This is a genomic window from Corallincola spongiicola, assembly GCF_004284785.1.
Taxonomy (GTDB): Bacteria; Pseudomonadota; Gammaproteobacteria; order Enterobacterales; family Neiellaceae; genus Corallincola; species Corallincola holothuriorum.
Map to the genome: position 1 here is coordinate 141,888 of NZ_SHLY01000006.1, position 19,821 is coordinate 161,708.

The window sequence follows — 19,821 nt, forward strand, 5'->3', positions numbered from 1 at the left end:
AGCTCCACACGGAATGTAAAAATCTATGAATCTATATTCGTTATTTCTTCTAACTTATGGTTATTCATTAGAAAAATTAATTGTTAATAAACATTTCACTTAGAAAAACTTATTAATCCATTGAGTTAAAAGGTTTTTTTACAATATGAAGCAAAACTAAGTGATTAGGCACTAAACCACAATATATCTATGGTTAATGTGCTGGTCTGATCTGTCAATTGGTTGCTACAGCCGTGGCAAATGAAATTGACGCGCAGTTTACCCTTCAGTTGACGGTTACTATAGTGGTGTGCTTTATGCAGGAGTGCAGAAACCCCATTGGTAATGGGGTGTGGGCGGATGAAACAAAAAAAGCCCGCTTGGTAGCGGGCTTTTGTCTAAATAAGGCTGAAAAATTACCGGCTAAGTGCGGGTGTCAAATGGGGGCGCATTCCCTGCAGCATATCTTTGACAACTTTTGGACTACCCGCAACCACGTTGCCACTTTCGACATGATTATGGCCACCAGTAAAGTCTAAGACCAGTCCGCCCGCTTCTTTCACTAGCAGTTCGCCTGCAGCGGTATCCCATGGCTTGAGGCCAATTTCCCAAAAACCGTCGTAGCGACCTGCGGCAACATAGGCGAGATCCAATGCGGCCGAGCCTGCGCGACGAATATCTGCAGCTTGGTTGAAGAAGGTGGTGAAAATATTCAGGTAATTTTCCAGATAATGCTTCTGTTTAAATGGAAAGCCTGTTGCTAATAGTGTGCCAGTTAACTCTTTGGCATTGCTGCAGCGCAGACGGTAACCATTCAGCTGGGCACCCGCACCACGGCTGGCGGTGAATAGTTCATTGCGCATAGGATCAAAGACCAGCGCTTGATCTAGGCTGCCTTTGACCTTGAGGGCGATAGAGACAGAAAAGTGTGGCACGCCGCGCAAAAAGTTGGTGGTGCCATCGAGAGGATCGATGATCCATTGGTAATCGGAGTCCGCACTTCCATGAATGCCGCTCTCTTCACCGATGATCTGATGATCTGGGTAGGCTTTGAGAATGGCATGGACGATCGCTGCTTCCGCTTCACGATCGACGTTTGTTACGAAGTCATTGCTGGATTTCTGCTCAGCTTCGACCAAGTCGAGCTGTTCATAAGCACGACAAATAATATTACCTGCACTGCGCGCAGCGCGCACAGCGATGTTCAGCATGGGATGCATAGCCGGTTACCACTTCTGTCAAAGAACAAGGAAAAGCGGGCGGATTATAGCAGAGCGGCCAGAACAGGCAATGATTCCTGCCATTTTACTCTCTCTATGGTACACTTTCGCTCCTTTTTTTCGCTAGTTTGAGAACACTAAGATGCTGGACAATATCCGCATCGTGCTGATAAGCACTTCGCATACAGGAAACATGGGATCCGCGGCGCGGGCAATGAAAACCATGGGCTTAAGCGAGCTCTATTTGGTGAATCCTGAATCTGAGCCTGATGGCAAAGCAACCGCGCTGGCTGCCGGCGCGAGCGACATCGTTCATTCTGCCAAAATCGTAAGCTCTTTAGATGAAGCGATTAACGATTGTGGTTTGGTGATTGGTGCCAGTGCCCGTTCACGCACCCACAGCTGGCCGATGCTTGAGCCGCGTGAATGTGGCGAGAAAGTTTTTGTCGAATCACAGAAACACCCTGTTGCTTTGGTATTTGGTCGTGAAAGCAGTGGTTTGACCAATGAAGAGCTGCAGCAGTGCAACTTTCACGTCCATATTCCTGCCAATCCTGACTACAGCGCACTGAACTTAGCGATGGCAGTGCAGGTGTTATGTTATGAAGTAAGGATGGCGATGCTGGCTTCGGCCCAGGCGCCGCAAAAGCAGGCGAGTGAGCTGGAGTATCCGTTAGCGAACGAGATGGAAGGCTTTTATCAACACCTTGAACAAGCACTGAAAGATACGGGATTTATTGTGCCCCAACATCCGGGTACCGTATTAACTAAGCTGCGTCGCTTGTTTAATCGTGCGCGACCAGAAGCGCAGGAGTTAAATATGCTTCGGGGCGTGTTGTCTTCCGTGCAGAAAGCGGCACGTAAGTAATTTGCGCCAGTGCCGGTCCTGAGATAAATCAAGAGTAACTTTGCGAGGACGCTAAGCAGATGTTTCAAAGGATTAAAGAAGACATCAATTGTGTGTTTGAACGGGATCCCGCGGCACGCAATGCCTTTGAAGTACTGACCAACTATCCTGGGCTGCATGCCATCTGGTTGCACCGTCTAGGGCATTGGTTTTGGAGCCGCCGTTTGTTTTGGCTAGGACGCACTGTCTCATCATTTAGCCGTTTCATTACTGGAATTGAGATCCACCCAGGGGCGACCATTGGTCGACGCTTTTTTATCGATCATGGCATGGGGATTGTGATCGGTGAAACCGCTGAGATTGGCAATGACTGTACCCTCTATCATGGTGTGACTCTTGGGGGAACCAGCTGGAATGCGGGTAAACGTCACCCAACCTTAGAAGATAATGTGGTGGTTGGTGCCGGCGCCAAAGTACTTGGTCCAATAACCGTGTGTACGGGCGCGCGAGTCGGCTCTAACGCCGTGGTTGTGAAAACGGTTAATCCGGAAGCGACCGTGGTCGGCATTCCTGGTCGCGAAGTGGTTCCAGCCAAGTGCAAAGAAGCGATGAAGGAGAAGCACGCTAAGCGTAGTGAGCTGGCGCAGCAGTATGGCTTTGACGCTTACGCTGTCTCTCCAGATAACCCCGATCCTGTCGCCAATGCGATCGGCCAAATGCTTGACCACATGCACTTGATGGATAAGCGTATGGGCGAATTGAGTAAGGCGCTGGTGGCAATGAATTGTGAGGTAAAGGTGAAAGATCTGCCTGAATTGGAGATCGAAGCGTTTGCCGAAGATGAGCAGAAAGCAGCGCTTGAGCGTAAGCAAGAAAGAGATGCATTCGACCCGAGTATTTAATACTTGAGTAAAATGGTCGGTTAAATACTTGACCTTAATAGTCGGGTATGTGATGATCTATATCAAATAGTAACACAATTGGTATGTGATCATGAGACTAACTTCGAAAGGACGCTATGCCGTAACCGCCATGTTGGATGTGGCGCTGCATACTCAGCAGGGGCCAGTGCCGCTGGCTGATATCTCCGAACGTCAGGGGATCTCTTTATCCTACCTCGAACAGCTGTTCTCGAAGTTACGTAAACATGGCTTAGTTAACAGTGTACGCGGTCCTGGAGGCGGTTATCTGCTTGGACAAGAAGCGGATGCGATTGCTGTTGGCATGGTTATCAGTGCTGTGGATGAATCAGTGGATGCCACTCGCTGCCAGGGTAAGGGCGATTGTCAGGAAGGAAATCAGTGCCTGACACACTCCCTTTGGTGTGAATTGAGTGACCGTATCAGTGGCTTCCTCAATGGCATCACATTGGGAGAGCTGGTTGCTCAAAATGAAATTAAAGATGTGGCACGTCGGCAGGAGAATGGCCTTTCTCCGACGCTGAAGGGTCGCAAGATTAGTGTTAATTGCCAAGTTTGAATTTTAGCTGCCTAGCATAGGGCGGTTGTCACTGGAGACAATAATGAAGCTTCCTATTTATCTGGATTATTCAGCCACTACGCCGGTGGATCCTCGTGTTGCAACAAAAATGGCTGAGTGTCTGACCTTGGATGGGTGTTTCGGGAACCCTGCCTCACGCTCACACCGTTTTGGTTGGCAGGCAGAAGAGTTGGTTGATATTGCTCGCAACCAGATAGCAGAGCTAGTGAATGCCGATCCCCGAGAAATTGTTTTTACCTCGGGTGCGACAGAGTCAAATAATCTTGGGATTAAAGGCGCTGCTCACTTCTATAGTAAGAAGGGTAAGCACATCATTACCCTGAAGACCGAGCATAAAGCTGTGCTTGATACTTGTCGCCAGTTAGAGCGAGAAGGTTTCGAAGTGACTTACCTTGATGTCGAAAGCAACGGTTTGGTTGACTTGAATAAGTTGGCATCCGCGATGCGCGATGACACGGTGCTGGTATCTGTGATGCACGTTAATAACGAAATTGGCGTGATCCAGGATATTGCGACTATCGGTGAGATGTGTCGCGAACGTAAGATTATTTTCCACGTTGATGCCGCCCAAAGCACAGGTAAAGTCAAGATTGATTTGCAAAACCTGAAAGTGGACTTGATGTCATTTTCTGCCCATAAAACATACGGTCCTAAAGGGATTGGCGCATTGTATGTGCGTCGTAAACCACGTATCCGTATCGAATCCCAGATCCATGGTGGCGGCCATGAGCGCGGTATGCGTTCAGGTACATTACCTGTGCATCAGATTGTTGGTATGGGCGAAGCGTTCCGTATTGCTAAAGAAGAGATGGTGGCGGAAAACGAACGCTTGATGGGTTTGCGTGAACGCTTATGGAATGGTGTTCAAGATATTGATGAGGTCTATCTTAACGGTGACTTGGAGCATCGCGTTGCCGGTAATTTGAATATTAGTTTTAATTTCGTCGAAGGCGAGTCACTGATCATGGCACTGAAAGATCTTGCCGTGTCTTCTGGATCAGCCTGTACCTCTGCCAGCCTCGAACCATCGTACGTACTCCGTGCGTTGGGGCTCAATGACGAATTAGCACATAGCTCAATCCGTTTCAGTCTTGGCCGCTTCTCTACCGAGGAAGAGGTTGACTACGCACTGAAGGTGATCCACGACGCCATCGGTCGTCTCCGTGAGATGTCTCCGCTTTGGGAGATGTTTAAAGACGGTGTCGATCTGGAAAAAGTTGAGTGGGCACACCACTAAAGGTTTATGTCCTTAGGGCAAAGGAGTTATTACAATGGCTTACAGTGATAAAGTAATCGATCATTATGAAAACCCGCGTAACGTCGGTTCATTCGATAAGAATGATCCAAATGTTGCTACCGGTATGGTTGGCGCCCCCGCTTGTGGCGACGTAATGAAGTTGCAACTTAAGATCTCTGAACAGGGCGTTATCGAAGATGCCAAGTTCAAGACTTATGGTTGTGGCAGCGCAATTGCGTCAAGTTCTCTGGTAACAGAGTGGGTGAAAGGTAAAACCCTTGATGAAGCCGGTGAGATTAAAAATACCACCATCGCTGAAGAGTTGGCCTTACCACCAGTGAAGATCCACTGTTCAATTTTGGCTGAAGATGCGATTAAAGCCGCGATTGATGATTACAAACAGAAGCACAGCGCCTAAGTAGCAAGAGGTATTTACCGCTATGGCAATAACCATGACCGATGCGGCCGCAGAGCGCGTCACCACGTTTTTAAAAAATCGTGGTAAAGGCCTGGGCTTGCGCTTGGGTGTGAAAACCACCGGATGCTCCGGTCTCGCTTATGTTCTGGAGTTCGTTGATGAACTTCAGGAAGGTGACGAGACCTTTGAGGAGCAGGGGGTGACCATCATCGTTGATAAAAAGAGTTTGCTGTATCTTGATGGTACCCAGCTAGATTTTGTCAAAGAGGGGCTGAACGAAGGGTTTGAATTTACCAACCCTAACGTGAAGGATGAGTGCGGTTGTGGTGAGAGCTTTACCGTTTAATCATCATGGATTATTTCGAGCTATTTGATCTGCCGCACCGCTTTGACGTCAAATCCGCGCAACTGTCGGAGACGTTTCGTAAGCTTCAGAGTGCCGTACATCCTGATCGTTTTGGCGCGGCCAGTGAGCAGGATAAGCGGATCGCTCTGCAGCGCTCAGCCCATATCAATGACGCCTATCAAACCCTGAAGCACCCGTTGTCTCGGGCTGTTTATATGCTCTCAACGGCTGGTCATGACCTAAAGTCAGAGCAAAAGAGCTTTTCTGATACTGCATTTTTAATGCAGCAGATGGAGTTTAGAGAGCAGCTTGACGATATCAAAGCGAACCAGGATATGGACAGTTTGCTGGCAATGCAGTCAGACGTCGATGCAGAGATAACGCGTTACCTTGCGCGTATCGGTGAGGCGCTTGATGCCCCAGCTAAAGGGGACTATGCCGATGTCGCTGATGAAGTCAGACGGCTAAAATTCTTCTACAAATTGAACGATGAACTCGCTGAGCTGGAAGACGCTCTGATTGATTTTTAACTCATCATAAGTAAATTGGATCCATGGCACTACTGCAGATAGCTGAACCAGGCTTAAGCCCTGAACCTCATCAGAAAAAGTTGGCCGTTGGTATCGATCTTGGTACCACAAACTCTTTGGTTGCGACAGTGCGCAGTGGTCTGGCAGAGCCTCTGCTAGATGAACTAGGCCAAGCCATGTTGCCTTCGGTTGTTCATTACATGGCCGATAGTATTAATGTCGGTGCAGATGCGTATAGGAACGCCAGTGCTGATCCGGAAAACACCATCGTTTCTGTAAAACGCTTTCTTGGGCGTACATTGGACGAAGTGCTTGCCCATTATCCGCATTCTCCCTACCAGTTCGGCAAGACCGAAAATGGCTTAGTCAGCATTGAAACGACACAAGGCATGGTGAACCCTGTTGAAGTGTCGGCTGAAATTCTCAAGCGTCTTAAGTTACGTGCAGTTGATGCGCTAGGCGGCGAGCTCGAAGGCGCAGTGATCACCGTGCCAGCCTATTTTGATGATGCGCAACGTCAGGGCACCAAAGATGCGGCCGAGTTGGCCGGGCTAAAAGTGCTTCGTTTACTCAATGAGCCAACCGCTGCCAGTATTGCTTATGGATTAGATGTGGGCCAAGAGGGCATTATTGCCGTATATGATCTTGGTGGCGGCACTTTCGATATTTCCATCCTTCGTCTAAGCCGAGGCGTTTTCGAGGTGCTCGCCACCGCCGGCGACTCGCAATTGGGAGGCGACGATCTCGATCATCTGTTAGCTGAGCATATTAGTCGGCTGGCTGGGATAACCGATGATCAAACTTCGGCGCGCTTAAAGCGCGAACTGATGCATGTGTGTCGCGACTGTAAAGAGCAGTTAAGTCATGCAGAGAACGCTTCTGTTACGCTGTCACTTGATGGCGATAAGCAGTGGCAAGGTGAGATCACCCGTACCGAGTTTGAGGCGCTAATCGCACCACTGGTAAAACGAACCATTCAGGTCAGCCGCCGGGCAATGCGCGATGCGCAAGTGACCACTGATGAGGTTATTGAAGTGGTGATGGTGGGCGGTTCCACCCGCGTGCCTCTGGTTCGTCAGCAGGTGGGTGATTTCTTTGGTCGCCAACCGCTCACTTCCATTGATCCAGATAAAGTAGTGGCGGTAGGTGCAGCGATACAAGCTGACATCCTTGCAGGCAACAAACCTGATTCTGATATGTTACTGCTGGACGTTACACCACTGTCTCTTGGACTCGAGACTATGGGCGGACTGGTGGAGAAAGTTATCCCCAGAAATACCACCATCCCTGTTGCTCGCGCGCAAGAGTTTACTACGTTTAAAGATGGCCAAACCGCCATGGCTATTCACGTGGTGCAGGGCGAACGTGAACTGGTGAGTGATTGCCGTTCATTAGCGCGCTTTGAATTACGTGACCTACCGCCGATGGCCGCTGGCGCCGCACATATTCGCATTACTTTCCAAGTGGATGCCGATGGCTTGTTATCCGTGACAGCGATGGAAAAGTCTACGGGCAAGAAAGCTTCCATTCAGATAAAACCCTCCTATGGGCTGAGTGATAATGAGATCGCCACGATGATTAAATCGTCTATGGAGCATGCAGAGGAAGATATGCAGGCGCGCATGCTGGCGGAGCAACGTGTAGAAGCCAAGCGTGTGGCTGAGTCTTTGCACGCTGCACTATTAGCTGACGGCGATGCGCTACTTGCTGATGGCGAAAAACAGTTGATCATTGAAGGGCTAAATGCACTGTCCCTTAGCGCTGAAGGGAGTTGTCCTGAAGCAATAAAACGGGCTATTGAGAAAATGGATAGTCTGAGTCAAGATTTTGCTTCCCGCAGAATGGACCAATCGATCCGTAAGGCGCTGACTGGTAAAGCAATTGATTCAGTAGATAAGGTTTAAAGAGATGCCGAAGATTATTTTTCTCCCCCATGAAGAGTTATGTCCGGAGGGGATGGAAGTGGAAGCAGAAGAGGGCGTAACCGTACTGGATGCTGCGTTACAGAATGGTATCGACATTGAGCACGCCTGCGAAAAATCTTGTGCCTGCACGACTTGCCACGTCATTGTGCGCGAGGGGTTTGACTCTCTCGAGCCAAGCGACGAGCTGGAAGATGACTTGTTAGACAAAGCGTGGGGGTTGGAGCCTGAGTCTCGTTTAAGCTGTCAGGTAGTGATGGAAGATGAAGACTTGGTGGTTGAAATACCCAAGTACACGGTAAATATGGTGTCTGAACGCCATTAATTTAGTCGTTTATATTTGCGCTAGTTAGCCAAGGTTGCGAAGATGGGATTAAAGTGGACTGACAGTCTGGATATCGCCATTGAGTTGGTTGAATTGCATCCAGATGTGGATCCAACGCAAGTCAGATTTACCGAGCTGAGAGAGTGGGTCATTGCGTTGGATGAATTTGATGATGAGCCTGGGCATTGCGGCGAGCGAGTGCTTGAAGCGATCCAGATGGCATGGATTGAAGAAGCGGACTAGTTAACTTGATTTCATGATGTGAAATAGCGCACCATGATCCGCTTTCGTTCCATTGTCGAGCAGTGCTCTCTCACATATAATCCGCGCGTCAAAAAAAGAGCCCACTGACTGGACCACTATAACTTTGGGAAAGCTAACATGGCATTACAGCGCACTTTTTCTATCGTCAAACCGAACGCAGTCGCAGATAACAATATCGGTGCTATCTATCATCGTTTTGAGACCGCGGGTTTAAAAATTATTGCATCAAAGATGCTTCACCTGAGCAAAGAGCAGGCCGAAGGCTTTTACGCTGAACATAAAGGGCGTCCTTTTTTCGCTCCATTGGTTGAGTTTATGACCTCTGGTCCGTTGATGGTGCAGGTACTTGAAGGTGAAGACGCGGTATCTCGTAACCGTGAGATCATGGGCGCAACTAATCCTGCGGATGCATTGGCCGGCACTCTGCGCGCGGACTATGCGACTGAGATGAGAGAGAATGCAGTTCACGGCTCGGATGCTCCAGAATCAGCGGCGAGAGAAATTGCCTATTTCTTCAGTGATGACGAAATCTGCCCACGCACTCGTTAATGGATAACGAGGGCTGGCAAAAGGGGGCTTAGGCCCCCTTTTCATTTGTTAGTAGTAAAAAGCGGCTAAAAAACGTACAATGCGCGGCCGCGTTAGATGTCATCAGTGCTGAGCACCGACGGCGATAAGTTTTTTGAGTTAATGCGTAGGGCGTGAGCTGTTCAACCTACGTATCTATTGAGGCAAAGCATGAGCAACCAAGCTAACAAGATAAACCTACTGGATCTGGACCGAGATGCACTGCGTGAGTTTTTCGCCGAATTGGGTGAGAAGCCGTTTCGTGCTGATCAGGTGATGAAGTGGATTTATCACTATGGCATGGAAGATTTTTCGCAAATGACCAACCTCAATAAGGTATTGCGCCAAAAACTGACTGAGTGCGCAGAAGTGCGGGCACCTGTCATCAGCCAAGAGCAACGCAGTAGTGATGGCACCATCAAATGGGCGATGACGGTCAGCGGTGGGCAGGAAGTGGAAGCGGTTTATATTCCTGAAGAAGATCGCGCAACCTTATGTGTCTCTTCACAAGTTGGTTGTGCCCTTGAATGTACGTTTTGTTCAACGGCTCAACAAGGTTTTAACCGTAACCTAAAAGTGTCGGAAATCATTGGCCAGGTGTGGCGCGCAACCCAGGTGATTGGTTTTATGGGCTCTGGTGGTAACCGTGCCATTACCAATGTCGTGATGATGGGCATGGGTGAGCCACTACTCAACGTTAACAACGTGGTACCCGCCATGAAGCTAATGATGGAAGATTTTGGTTTTGGTATCTCCAAGCGCCGTGTGACGTTAAGTACCTCGGGTGTGGTACCTGCATTGGATCAATTGGCTGAGAAGATTGACGTAGCACTGGCTATTTCACTGCATGCGCCAACGGATGAGTTGCGTAATGAGCTGGTACCGATTAACAAAAAATATAATATCGAGACCTTTTTGCAATCGGTACGTAACTACGTCAACAGTTGTAATGCTAACCGCGGCAAGGTGACGGTTGAGTATGTGATGCTGGACCATGTCAATGACAGTACCGATCAGGCGCATGAGTTGGCGGAGTGTCTTAAAGACACACCAAGTAAAATTAATCTGATCCCATGGAATCCGTTCCCAGGGGCTCCTTACGGACGTTCCAGCAACTCTAGGATTGATCGCTTTTCTAAGGTGTTGATGGAAAAGGGTTTTACCGTGATTGTGCGGAAAACTCGTGGTGATGATATTGATGCAGCTTGCGGGCAATTAGCGGGAGATGTGATCGACCGCACGAAGCGAACCCTTAAAAAGCGGATGCAAGGTGAATCAATTTCAGTAACAATGGCTTAGCCTCCTTCAGTCACCCTATATCGATACAATTATGCTATTTCGTGTTATCGCTTTGCTTATCAGTCTCGCAGCCCTAACGGGTTGCGTGACCGAAACTGTCTACCCAGATCGGGATAATCCTACCGAACCTTCTGATGTTAATAATGTATCCGCTTCTCAAGCACGCGTAGCGTTGGGTTTGCGATATATGAAAGATGGTGACTATTCCCAAGCTAAGTTTAATCTGGTCAAGGCATTGGAACACTCTCCTAATAATGTCGAGGCCAATTACGCAATGGCTTACTACTACCAGGTAGTTAAAGAGACTGACCGTGCTGAGGAGTATTACCAACGCTCTATTCGTATCGCGCCAGGTGACGGTGATGTAAGAAACACCTACGGTGTGTTTTTGTGTGATTTGAAGCGTTTCGATGAAGCTAACGAACAGTTCATGGAGGCGGTTGCCTCACCAAGCTATTTTAAAGTGGCTGACAGCTATGAAAATGCTGCTCTGTGCGCGCGTCAGAATAAGAATGATGCGCTAGCTGCGGAATATTTCGAGAAAGCCCTTACTCACAACCCTAACCGACCTAAATCGTTGCTCGGTCTGGCAGAGCTTCGTTATGCCGAGAATGATCTCAAATCGAGTGAGCTGCTGTTGGATAAGTATATTAACCGCTATAGCTACAGTGCCCGAAGTGCCTATTTGGGGGTGCTGTTGTCCCATGCTAAGGGTGATGTGGTTGCGGAGAAAAAATATGGCGGTATCCTAACCGCTAAATTTCCTGCTACTGAGCAAGCGAAAAAGTACGTGTTGAGAGAGTACCGATGACAGACGAGCTGGTCGATGACATTGAAGTAGTCAGCCCGGGACAATTGCTGCGCGAAGCCCGTGAAAAAATGGGGTGGACTACTCAGGAAGTCGCTAATCGCCTAAACCTGCGTGCCGCAGTGGTGACCGCATTAGAGGCCGATAGTTACGACGATAGCATTGGCACCACCTTTATTCGTGGTTACCTGCGTACCTATGCCAAGTTACTTGGCGTTTCAGATGAACTCATTATGGCTAGCTATGAGCATCTAGGTGCTGCACAGATCCAGTATGCGGAGATGCAAAGCTTTAGCCGTCGCACCAAGCGTGAAGCCAGTGATAACCGTTTGATGATGCTGACCTACGGTATTGGCGTTGCCTTATTGGTGTTAAGTGTGATCTGGTATGTGCAGGAGAATGAGACACAGACGGATCCCATTGCAACGGCACTGGAACAAACTGCGGATGACAGCGGCGAAATAGTTGCTGACGAGCCAGTAGTATCAGTGGAAGTTAGCGAACCCGTGCGTGAGCTCGCGCCGCCAGCAATTGATACTGCGCCAGTGGAAGCCTCTCCGGCGGTGGTTGACGAGCCAATGCCGGCTGATGAGCCTGTGGTTGAACCCGATTTAGAAGTGAGTGTCGTTGGCACCGCACTGACGTTGATCTTCAGAGATGATTGCTGGGTCAGTATCGAAGATGCTACTGGAGAGCGTTTAGCGTTTGGCATCAAACGTAAAGATTATGAAATGACCTTGGATGGCCGACCTCCTTATCAAGTTGTGTTGGGTGCGCCTGAGGTTGTAGATATCGACTTTGGTGGCCAACCATTCACCAAGCCAAAATTTAAGCCGGGGCAAAGAGCCCGCTTTACCATCCCTTCTCAAGAGTAAATTCTATGTTTAGCGAATCGCCTATTAGCCGCCGCCCGTCGAAGCGGATCATGGTAGGTAATGTGCCTATCGGTGATGGCGCGCCTATCGCTGTGCAGTCGATGACAAATACTGACACCTTGGATGTTGAGGCCACGGTGGCGCAGATCGAACGTTTGCAGAACGCAGGTGCCGATATTGTGCGCGTTTCTGTGCCGACGATGGATACTGCTGAAGCTTTTAAACTGATTCGCCAGCGGGTCAGTTTGCCTCTGGTTGCGGATATCCATTTTGATTATCGTATTGCCCTGAAAGTGGCCGAATATGGCGTCGATTGCCTACGGATTAACCCTGGGAATATCGGTAAGGAAGATCGTATTCGTGCTGTGGTTGATGCCGCAAGCTACAACAATATTCCCATTCGTATCGGCGTAAATGGTGGCTCTTTGGAGCGCGATATTCAGGAGAAGTACGGCGAGCCAACGCCTGAAGCCTTGCTTGAGTCAGCCATGCGCCACGTTGATATTCTCGATCGCTTAAATTTTGATCAGTTCAAAGTGAGCGTAAAGGCGTCCGATGTGTTTTTGGCTGTGGGCGCATACCGTCTGTTGGCAAAGCAGATTGAGCAGCCACTTCATCTTGGTATTACCGAAGCGGGTGGGGCACGTGCTGGTAGCGTTAAATCTGCGGTTGGCTTAGGCATGCTGTTAGCTGAGGGAATTGGCGATACGCTGCGGGTGTCGTTAGCGGCAGATCCGGTGGAAGAGATTAAAGTTGGTTTTGATATTCTCAAGTCGCTGCGTTTACGCTCTCGTGGTATTAATTTTATTGCCTGTCCTACCTGTTCACGGCAAGAGTTTGATGTGATTGGTACCGTCAATGCGCTGGAAGAGCGGTTGGAAGATATTGTGACACCGCTTGATGTGTCGATTATTGGTTGCGTGGTGAATGGTCCCGGAGAGGCCTTGGTGTCTGATATGGGAGTAACCGGCGCCAATCGTATGAGTGGTTTCTATGAGGATGGGGTGCGTCAGAAAGAGCGCTTTGACAACACCAATCTGATTGATCAATTGGAAGCCAAAATCAGGGCGAAAGTGGCAAAAGCTGACCCTGAAAATCAAATTGAAATCCGTTCTATCGACTGATTCCGCTGAATCGAGAGTAAACAACGGCCTGATCACCTCTCAGGCCGTTTTACGTTTCCTTGCAAACTCCCTATAATGCGCCCTCTTAATTGTATTCTGGAGTAGGGAACCCCTTCGTGGCTAAGCAGATCCAAGCGATTCGGGGCATGAACGACTGCCTCCCTGCAGATACCCCCGCCTGGCAACAGGTTGAAGCGAAAATCCGTCAGGTTGTCGCTAGTTTTGGGTACAGCGAAATTCGTTTTCCTATCGTTGAAAGCACCGACCTGTTTAAACGAGGTATAGGTGAAGTTACTGATATCGTTGAAAAAGAGATGTATACCTTTGACGATAGAAATGGCGATAGTTTAACCCTCCGCCCGGAAGGGACGGCCGTCTGTGTGCGTGCGGGTAATCAAGCCGGCCTGTTATATAACCAGGAGCAACGCCTCTGGTATATGGGGCCAATGTATCGTCATGAGCGGCCGCAAAAGGGTCGTTATCGTCAGTTTCATCAGTTTGGTATTGAAGCGTTCGGCATTTCAGACGCCGATATTGATGCCGAGGTGATCGCTTTATCGGCTGAACTTTGGCGTGTCTTTGGTATCGAAGACCAGGTTGAATTACAACTCAACTCTTTAGGTTCGAATGAAGCCCGGGCAGATTACCGTTCCGCGTTGACCGAGTTTCTCGTGGCCCATGAAACTGCGTTAGATGAAGATAGCCGTCGCCGGATGCACAGTAATCCGCTACGCGTACTCGATTCCAAAAATCCTGAGGTGCAAGCTGTTTTAGCCGATGCTCCACGATTACATGACTATCTCGATGCAGAATCGAAGCAGCATTTGAGTAAACTGTGTGAGCTACTCGACGCTATCGGGATCCGCTATCAACTCAATGATCGACTCGTACGTGGCTTAGATTACTATAACCGCACTGTTTTTGAGTGGGTCACCGATAGTCTGGGAGCGCAAGGTACTGTGCTTGCCGGTGGTCGGTACGATGGCCTCGTTGAACAACTGGGTGGTAAAGCAACACCGGCAGTTGGCTTCGCCATGGGTATCGAGCGTTTGGTGCTCATGTTGCAGTCGCTAGGCAAGCTCGAAGGTCTTCGTCCGGCGGTTGATGCCTACATGGTATTAGCCAACGATGACGCAGCAAAAGCGGGCGTCCAGGTTGCTCAACGTCTACGCCAGCAGTTACCGGATCTGCGTCTGATGATGCATTGCGGTGGCGGTAAGTTTCAAAAGCAGTTAAAGCGTGCTGATAAGGTTGGGGCTCAGGTGGCACTGATCTTGGGGCAAGATGAATTAGAAAACCAAACCATCACGGTAAAGTGGCTGCGTCAGGATGTGCCGCAGCAAACCGTGGCTCTGTCACAGGTGGTTAACCTGTTGAACGATTTGAATTAAGGAAGGGTATAGCAGTGGAAATGTACGACACCGAAGAGCAGCAGGTCGAGGCGATTAAAAGATGGTGGCAGGAAAATGGCAATTTTGTCATCGTGGGCATCGCTGTTGGCTTAGCAGTCGTGCTGGGTTGGCGCTTATATCAAGACAACGAGCTTTCTAACAAAGAAGCTGCGTCCAGCAGTTATCAAGCGCTCCAGACCAGTATTGATGCCAAAGGCTATGGCGCCGCTGCTGAGCTACAGGCTTATATCGACAGTAATAAGGGCAGCAACTACAGCTTCATGGCCGCATTGCAGCTTGCCAAGCTGGCAGTTGATGGCGATAAGTTTGCTGAGGCTGAGGCGCAACTGAGTTATGTGATCTCTGCTGCGGCTGCGAACAATCCATTACTCCCCGTTGCCGTTTTGCGTCTGGCTCGCCTACAAGTTACCCAAGCTAAGTACGACGAAGCTTTGGCTACTTTGACTGCGACCACTTTGGATGTTGCGTTCACTGCCACTGTTGAAGAGCTGAAAGGTGATATCTACGTTGCACAGAACGTTACAGAAAAGGCGCGCATTGCTTATCAGGCCGCCATCGATAATGGTGGTTTGGAAAATAACGCTGTTTTACAAACTAAGATTAACCAGCTGTCAGTGATTGAAGCTGCACAGTAGGGGGCTGGATGCGTCACTTGAGCAAAGCGCTGTTGTTTGCTGTCAGTTTGGTAGCCGTCTCTGGTTGCTCACTTTTTGGCGATGATGATGAAATTAAGATCGCAGAACTGCCAGATATTGAGATGCAGTTTGAAGCGGATGTCATCTGGGATTACCAAGTGGGCGATGGGGTCGGTGAATACTATTCACGACTGCGTCCTGCGGTTGCCTACGGTAAGCTATTTGCCGCTAGTCGCTTTGGTGACGTGGTAGCGATTGACTTAGAATCTGGTTATGAGGTTTGGCAGCAGGATGTTACCAAACGCAAGCCAGGGTGGCTGTTCGATGAACGCATCAATGCGATGATTTCAGGTGGCCTGACAGTTCGTTATAAACAGCTGTTTTTCGGTACTGAGAAAGGTCGAGTGATCTCCCTTGATGCGGAGACCGGTGAGGTGCTTTGGGACGTAGAGGTTGATGCTGAAGTATTGGCTCCGCCGACAGTCGATCAGAGTGTTGTGGTGGTTAATACCGGTAGTGGTAAGTTGTTTGGTCTGGATTCTGTCAGCGGCAAGCAGCTTTGGAGCTATCAGCAGGAGCTACCTTCACTTACCTTACGCGGTGTTAGCTCTGTTGCGGCTGCTCAGGGCGGTATTATTCTCGGTAAGGCCAACGGGAAAGTGGCTGCGTTATCGATCACCAACGGTATTGAGTATTGGGAGCAAGAGGCTGCGCCGCCGAAAAGTGGTAGCGATCTCGATCGTATTGTCGACGTTGATGCTGACCCTGTGATTTTAGCAGGGACGATTTATGCCGTTGCCTATAACGGCTACCTGCAAGCGTTGGATATACGCAGTGGCCGCGCCTTATGGCAACGAGAGTATTCTTCTTATCGTGGCTTTAGTATTGATGGCTTTAATCTTTATCTAAGTGACTTCCAAGGCCATATTTATGCGATTGATCGCCGTACGGGATTGGAGTTGTGGAGTAATCGCGATTTAGAGAACCGTGGAGTGACTGAGCCGGTTCCTTTTGGTGATTATGTGGTTGTCGGTGATTTTGAAAGTTATCTGCACTGGCTTGACCCAAAAAGCGGCGCGTTAGTGTCGCGCATTGAAGTTGGAGACGATGGGCTCTACTCCTCTGCGGTGGTCGATGGTGATACGCTTTATGTGCAGTCGCGAGACGGTACGGTGAGTGCGGTAAAAATGCCCTAAACTGGGTGTGTACTCGCGCTCCAGACCCCGGCGATGCCGGGGTTTTTTGCTATTTAAATGAGGTTTTAAATGACTCCTGTGTTGGCTTTGGTTGGCCGCCCAAATGTGGGTAAATCGACACTGTTTAATCGACTCACGCGCACCCGTGATGCCTTAGTTGCTGATTTCCCTGGTTTGACTCGCGATCGTAAATACGGTCAGGCGAGCTACCGCGAAATGGAGTATTTGGTGATTGATACCGGCGGTATTCATGGCGGAGAAGAGGGGATCGATGCTGAAATGGCTGGTCAGTCTTTGCAAGCGATTGAAGAAGCCGATGCCGTCCTGTTCTTGGTTGATGCTCGTGCTGGCGTGACTAGCGCCGACGAAGCCATTGCCGGTCACCTGCGCCGATTAGAAAAGCCAGTTTTTCTGGTGGCAAATAAGATCGACGGTGTTGATGCTGACGTCGTGACAGCCGATTTCTATAGCCTTGCCTTGGGTGATGTGCATGGTATCGCTGCAGCCCATGGCCGCGGTGTCAATCAACTGCTGGAAACCTCAATGGCTCCGTTCCTTGCTGAATTGATTGAAGAAGAGGAACCGGAAGAGGAGCCTTGGCCGGATGAGGATGACGAAGCGGAGGAAGAGCCGGATGCGGATCGTCAGCCGTTTGAAGATATGCCTATCAAACTGGCTATCATCGGCCGTCCTAATGTGGGTAAATCAACACTCACTAACCGTATTCTTGGTGAGGAGCGGGTGGTTGTTTACGATATGCCCGGTACCACTCGTGATTCTATCTATATCCCGATGCAACGCGAAGAGCAGGATTATGTCCTGATTGATACGGCTGGTGTTCGCCGCCGTGGCAAGGTATCTGAAACGGTTGAGAAGTTTTCAGTGATTAAAACCTTGCAGGCGATTGAAGATGCCAATGTGGTGCTATTGGTGTTGGATGCCCGCTCTGGCATATCAGATCAGGATCTGAGTTTACTTGGTTTTGCTTTGAATGCCGGACGCTCATTGGTTATTGCAGTCAATAAGTGGGATGGTTTGGATCAAGTGGTTAAGGATGATCTCAAGCGTGAGCTGGATCGTCGCTTAGGCTTTATCGATTTTGCCCGTTTACACTTTATCTCTGCGTTACACGGCACGGGTGTTGGCCACCTGTTTGAGTCAGTAGAAGAAGCCTATAGCTCAGCGACGAAGCGGATCAATACCTCGATGTTGACGCGCATTCTTAAAGGCGCGGTTGAGGATCACAACCCACCGATGATCCAGGGGCGTCGTATTAAGTTGCGCTACGCCCATGCCGGTGGTTATAACCCGCCGATTATCGTGATCCATGGTAATCAGTTGAGTGGTCTACCTGAGTCCTACCGCCGTTATTTGATGAATTACTATCGTCGTTCATTGAAGATCATGGGCACGCCGATCCGTATTGAGTATCGAGAAGGTGACAACCCATTTGCCGGCCGCCGTCAGGAGCTGAGTAAGTCTCAGCAACATAAGCGCCGCCGGATGATGAAGTTTCACAAGAAAAAATAGCGTTAAAACAAGAGCCACTGTTGTGGCTCTTGTTACACTTGGTTTAACTGATTGGATCTATGTTAGCCGAGGTAAACCCATGTCTTATACCCATCCCCATTGTCCCGAATGTCACGGTCTATTGCAGGCCGAAAACAAGCAACTGCATTGCCCTGCATGCCAGGCCGACTATGTCGAGAAGGTTTGTTGTGATGTGTGTGGTGAGCAGGTGGAAACATTAAAGGCGTGTGGTGCAGTTGATTACTTTTGTAATCACTGTAATAGCCTTAAGTCGAAGTCAAAAGTGGTTCGTTCTTATCACATGGTTAATCAATAAGTTTGCACCGATTAAACTCCTGTGTTAATAATTATGCATTATGACAGCATTAATAGTCACTATTTCTTCTGAGACCCGCCGACGTAGCAACGCCATTACCGCGTTGTTCGGCACTTAGTTCTACTTAGTTTTTTCGAACTGGACACCGCGGTTACATTTTTTGTACCGCGGTTTTTTTATGCCTGGAGTAAAGCTTATGTCGCTTGTGACACCTTTGATGAACCTAAACGAAAGACCGCCAGTTATGTTTGTTTCCGGCAAGGGAAGTTGGTTGCAAGACAGTGAAGGGCGACGTTATTTAGATTTTATCCAAGGGTGGGCGGTGAACTGCTTAGGCCATAGCCCTTCAGTGTTGGTGGAGGCTATTTCGTCGCAGGCGTCGCGTTTGATGACGCCGAGCCCGGCTTATCACAGCGAAACAACGTTGGCATTGGCGGATCGTTTACGCGCGAGCAGTGGTTTCGATCAGGTTAATTTGGTCAACTCCGGCGCTGAAGCAAATGAAGCTGCGATTAAGCTAACGCGTAAATGGGGGGCGCAGAATAAGGGCGGTGCATTTCGCATCATCACCTTTGAAAACGGCTTTCACGGCCGAACTCTGGCCACCATGTCAGCCTGTGGCAAACCCGCTTTTGATGCGCTTTACGAACCCAAAGTGCCAGGGTTTGATCGGGTGCCGTTTAATGATTTGGCAGCCGTAGAAGCCGCGATCAGCAAAGACACCGTGGCGATCATGTTAGAACCTATTCAGGGAGAAGGCGGGGTTGTTGCCGCCACTGAATGTTTTTTACAGGGCTTAAGAGCGTTGGCGGATGAGCATCAGCTACTGCTGGTATTCGATGAAGTACAAACCGGGATTGGCCGTACTGGTGAGTTGTTTGCTTATCAACTTTTTGGGGTGACGCCGGACGTGATCACCTTGGGGAAAGGGCTTGGTGGCGGCATCGCTATTGCTGCTATGTTGGCAAAAAATCATTGTTGCTGCTTCGAGCCGGGCGATCAAGGCAGTACGTTTGGTGGTAATCCGCTTTCAGCTGCTGCGGCGAATGCGGTTTTAGATATAGTCGCTAATCCTACGTTTCTCGCTCAGGCTCAAGCCAACGGTGCCGCGCTACGCCGTGTGCTGGAACAGGTGTCGCAGCGTTTTGGCTTAGGCGAAGTGCGGGGGCAAGGGTTATTGCTGGCGCTGAATACCCATGGCTCCTCCACTGTAGACGCGTTTCAATTAGAAGCCGCCTGTTTTGAATTAGGACTATTGGTGAATGGCTTGCGGCACAACCTATTACGAGTTATGCCCGCACTGAATTTTACTGTTGAGGAGTTACATCTGTTTGAACAGCGACTTATCCAAGGGATCGAGCAGCTACTAGCAGAGAAGGATTGATGGCATGAATTGTAGCTTGCTTCACACTTTAATCAGGCGGTGCAGCAGTCTCAATTTGGCTTGATTTGGGTCAGTTTTATGGCGAAC

Annotated in this window: 21 protein-coding genes and 1 pseudogene; 21 read left to right on the forward strand and 1 reads right to left on the reverse strand. The window is 49.3% G+C overall.

The features are described from left to right. Nucleotides 1-395: 395 nt before the first annotated feature. Nucleotides 396-1,199 carry an inositol-1-monophosphatase gene (gene suhB, locus EXY25_RS15430; RefSeq protein ID WP_114338904.1) on the reverse strand — a complete coding sequence of 268 codons (804 nt, stop codon included), beginning with the start codon at nt 1,197-1,199 and terminating at the stop codon, nt 396-398. Between the two features lie 142 nt (nt 1,200-1,341). Here suhB and trmJ point away from each other — a divergent pair, with 142 nt between their 5' ends. The 21 genes and pseudogenes from trmJ to EXY25_RS15535 all read left to right on the forward strand — a co-directional run bounded on the left by trmJ (nt 1,342) and on the right by EXY25_RS15535 (nt 19,734). Next, complete coding sequence (gene trmJ, locus EXY25_RS15435; RefSeq protein ID WP_130567533.1) at nt 1,342-2,067, forward strand: tRNA (cytosine(32)/uridine(32)-2'-O)-methyltransferase TrmJ; 726 nt, start codon at nt 1,342-1,344, stop codon at nt 2,065-2,067. A gap of 56 nt (nt 2,068-2,123) precedes the next feature. After that, a pseudogene (gene cysE, locus EXY25_RS15440) lies at nt 2,124-2,948 on the forward strand (serine O-acetyltransferase); the annotation flags it as partial. 91 nt (nt 2,949-3,039) lie between these two features. After that, a complete protein-coding gene (iscR, locus tag EXY25_RS15445) occupies nt 3,040-3,525 on the forward strand; it encodes a Fe-S cluster assembly transcriptional regulator IscR (protein ID WP_114338907.1) in 486 nt (161 codons plus the stop codon). A gap of 43 nt (nt 3,526-3,568) precedes the next feature. Further along, entirely contained in the window at nt 3,569-4,783 is a 1,215-nt protein-coding gene (locus EXY25_RS15450; protein WP_114338908.1) for an IscS subfamily cysteine desulfurase, read from the forward strand. A 34-nt stretch (nt 4,784-4,817) separates the two neighbouring features. Further along, on the forward strand, nt 4,818-5,201 hold the full coding sequence (iscU, locus tag EXY25_RS15455) for a Fe-S cluster assembly scaffold IscU (protein ID WP_114338909.1): 384 nt from the start codon (nt 4,818-4,820) through the stop codon (nt 5,199-5,201). A gap of 22 nt (nt 5,202-5,223) precedes the next feature. Then, nucleotides 5,224-5,547: an iron-sulfur cluster assembly protein IscA gene (gene iscA / locus EXY25_RS15460; protein WP_114338910.1), complete on the forward strand. Its 324-nt coding sequence runs from the start codon at nt 5,224-5,226 to the stop codon at nt 5,545-5,547. A 5-nt stretch (nt 5,548-5,552) separates the two neighbouring features. Next, nucleotides 5,553-6,077: a co-chaperone HscB gene (gene hscB, locus EXY25_RS15465; protein WP_114338911.1), complete on the forward strand. Its 525-nt coding sequence runs from the start codon at nt 5,553-5,555 to the stop codon at nt 6,075-6,077. 23 nt (nt 6,078-6,100) lie between these two features. Next, complete coding sequence (gene hscA, locus EXY25_RS15470; RefSeq protein WP_130567535.1) at nt 6,101-7,981, forward strand: Fe-S protein assembly chaperone HscA; 1,881 nt, start codon at nt 6,101-6,103, stop codon at nt 7,979-7,981. Between the two features lie 4 nt (nt 7,982-7,985). Then, nucleotides 7,986-8,324, forward strand: coding sequence for an ISC system 2Fe-2S type ferredoxin (gene fdx / locus EXY25_RS15475; protein WP_114338913.1), 339 nt, complete (start codon nt 7,986-7,988; stop codon nt 8,322-8,324). 42 nt (nt 8,325-8,366) lie between these two features. Then, on the forward strand, nt 8,367-8,567 hold the full coding sequence (gene iscX / locus EXY25_RS15480; RefSeq protein WP_114338914.1) for a Fe-S cluster assembly protein IscX: 201 nt from the start codon (nt 8,367-8,369) through the stop codon (nt 8,565-8,567). 138 nt (nt 8,568-8,705) lie between these two features. Continuing rightward, a complete protein-coding gene (gene ndk / locus EXY25_RS15485) occupies nt 8,706-9,137 on the forward strand; it encodes a nucleoside-diphosphate kinase (RefSeq protein WP_114338915.1) in 432 nt (143 codons plus the stop codon). 189 nt (nt 9,138-9,326) lie between these two features. Further along, a complete protein-coding gene (rlmN, locus tag EXY25_RS15490) occupies nt 9,327-10,454 on the forward strand; it encodes a dual-specificity RNA methyltransferase RlmN (RefSeq protein ID WP_130567537.1) in 1,128 nt (375 codons plus the stop codon). Nucleotides 10,455-10,485: 31 nt separating this feature from the next. Further along, on the forward strand, nt 10,486-11,265 hold the full coding sequence (gene pilW, locus EXY25_RS15495; RefSeq protein ID WP_114338917.1) for a type IV pilus biogenesis/stability protein PilW: 780 nt from the start codon (nt 10,486-10,488) through the stop codon (nt 11,263-11,265). Continuing rightward, entirely contained in the window at nt 11,262-12,137 is an 876-nt protein-coding gene (locus EXY25_RS15500; RefSeq protein WP_130567538.1) for a RodZ domain-containing protein, read from the forward strand. Before pilW ends, EXY25_RS15500 begins: the two co-directional genes overlap by 4 nt. A 5-nt stretch (nt 12,138-12,142) precedes the next feature. Continuing rightward, complete coding sequence (ispG, locus tag EXY25_RS15505; RefSeq protein WP_114338919.1) at nt 12,143-13,261, forward strand: flavodoxin-dependent (E)-4-hydroxy-3-methylbut-2-enyl-diphosphate synthase; 1,119 nt, start codon at nt 12,143-12,145, stop codon at nt 13,259-13,261. Nucleotides 13,262-13,377: 116 nt separating this feature from the next. Continuing rightward, nucleotides 13,378-14,652, forward strand: coding sequence for a histidine--tRNA ligase (gene hisS / locus EXY25_RS15510; protein WP_130567540.1), 1,275 nt, complete (start codon nt 13,378-13,380; stop codon nt 14,650-14,652). Between the two features lie 20 nt (nt 14,653-14,672). Then, nucleotides 14,673-15,308 carry a YfgM family protein gene (locus EXY25_RS15515; RefSeq protein ID WP_246019579.1) on the forward strand — a complete coding sequence of 212 codons (636 nt, stop codon included), beginning with the start codon at nt 14,673-14,675 and terminating at the stop codon, nt 15,306-15,308. An 8-nt stretch (nt 15,309-15,316) separates the two neighbouring features. Then, on the forward strand, nt 15,317-16,504 hold the full coding sequence (bamB, locus tag EXY25_RS15520) for an outer membrane protein assembly factor BamB (protein WP_114338922.1): 1,188 nt from the start codon (nt 15,317-15,319) through the stop codon (nt 16,502-16,504). 69 nt (nt 16,505-16,573) lie between these two features. After that, nucleotides 16,574-18,034 (forward strand): ribosome biogenesis GTPase Der, encoded by a 1,461-nt coding sequence (gene der / locus EXY25_RS15525; RefSeq protein WP_130567543.1) that lies wholly within the window; start codon nt 16,574-16,576, stop codon nt 18,032-18,034. A gap of 22 nt (nt 18,035-18,056) precedes the next feature. Beyond that, nucleotides 18,057-18,350 (forward strand): zinc ribbon domain-containing protein, encoded by a 294-nt coding sequence (locus tag EXY25_RS15530; protein ID WP_325048498.1) that lies wholly within the window; start codon nt 18,057-18,059, stop codon nt 18,348-18,350. A 196-nt stretch (nt 18,351-18,546) separates the two neighbouring features. Beyond that, on the forward strand, nt 18,547-19,734 hold the full coding sequence (locus EXY25_RS15535) for an acetylornithine transaminase (protein WP_130567545.1): 1,188 nt from the start codon (nt 18,547-18,549) through the stop codon (nt 19,732-19,734). Nucleotides 19,735-19,821: the final 87 nt, after the last annotated feature.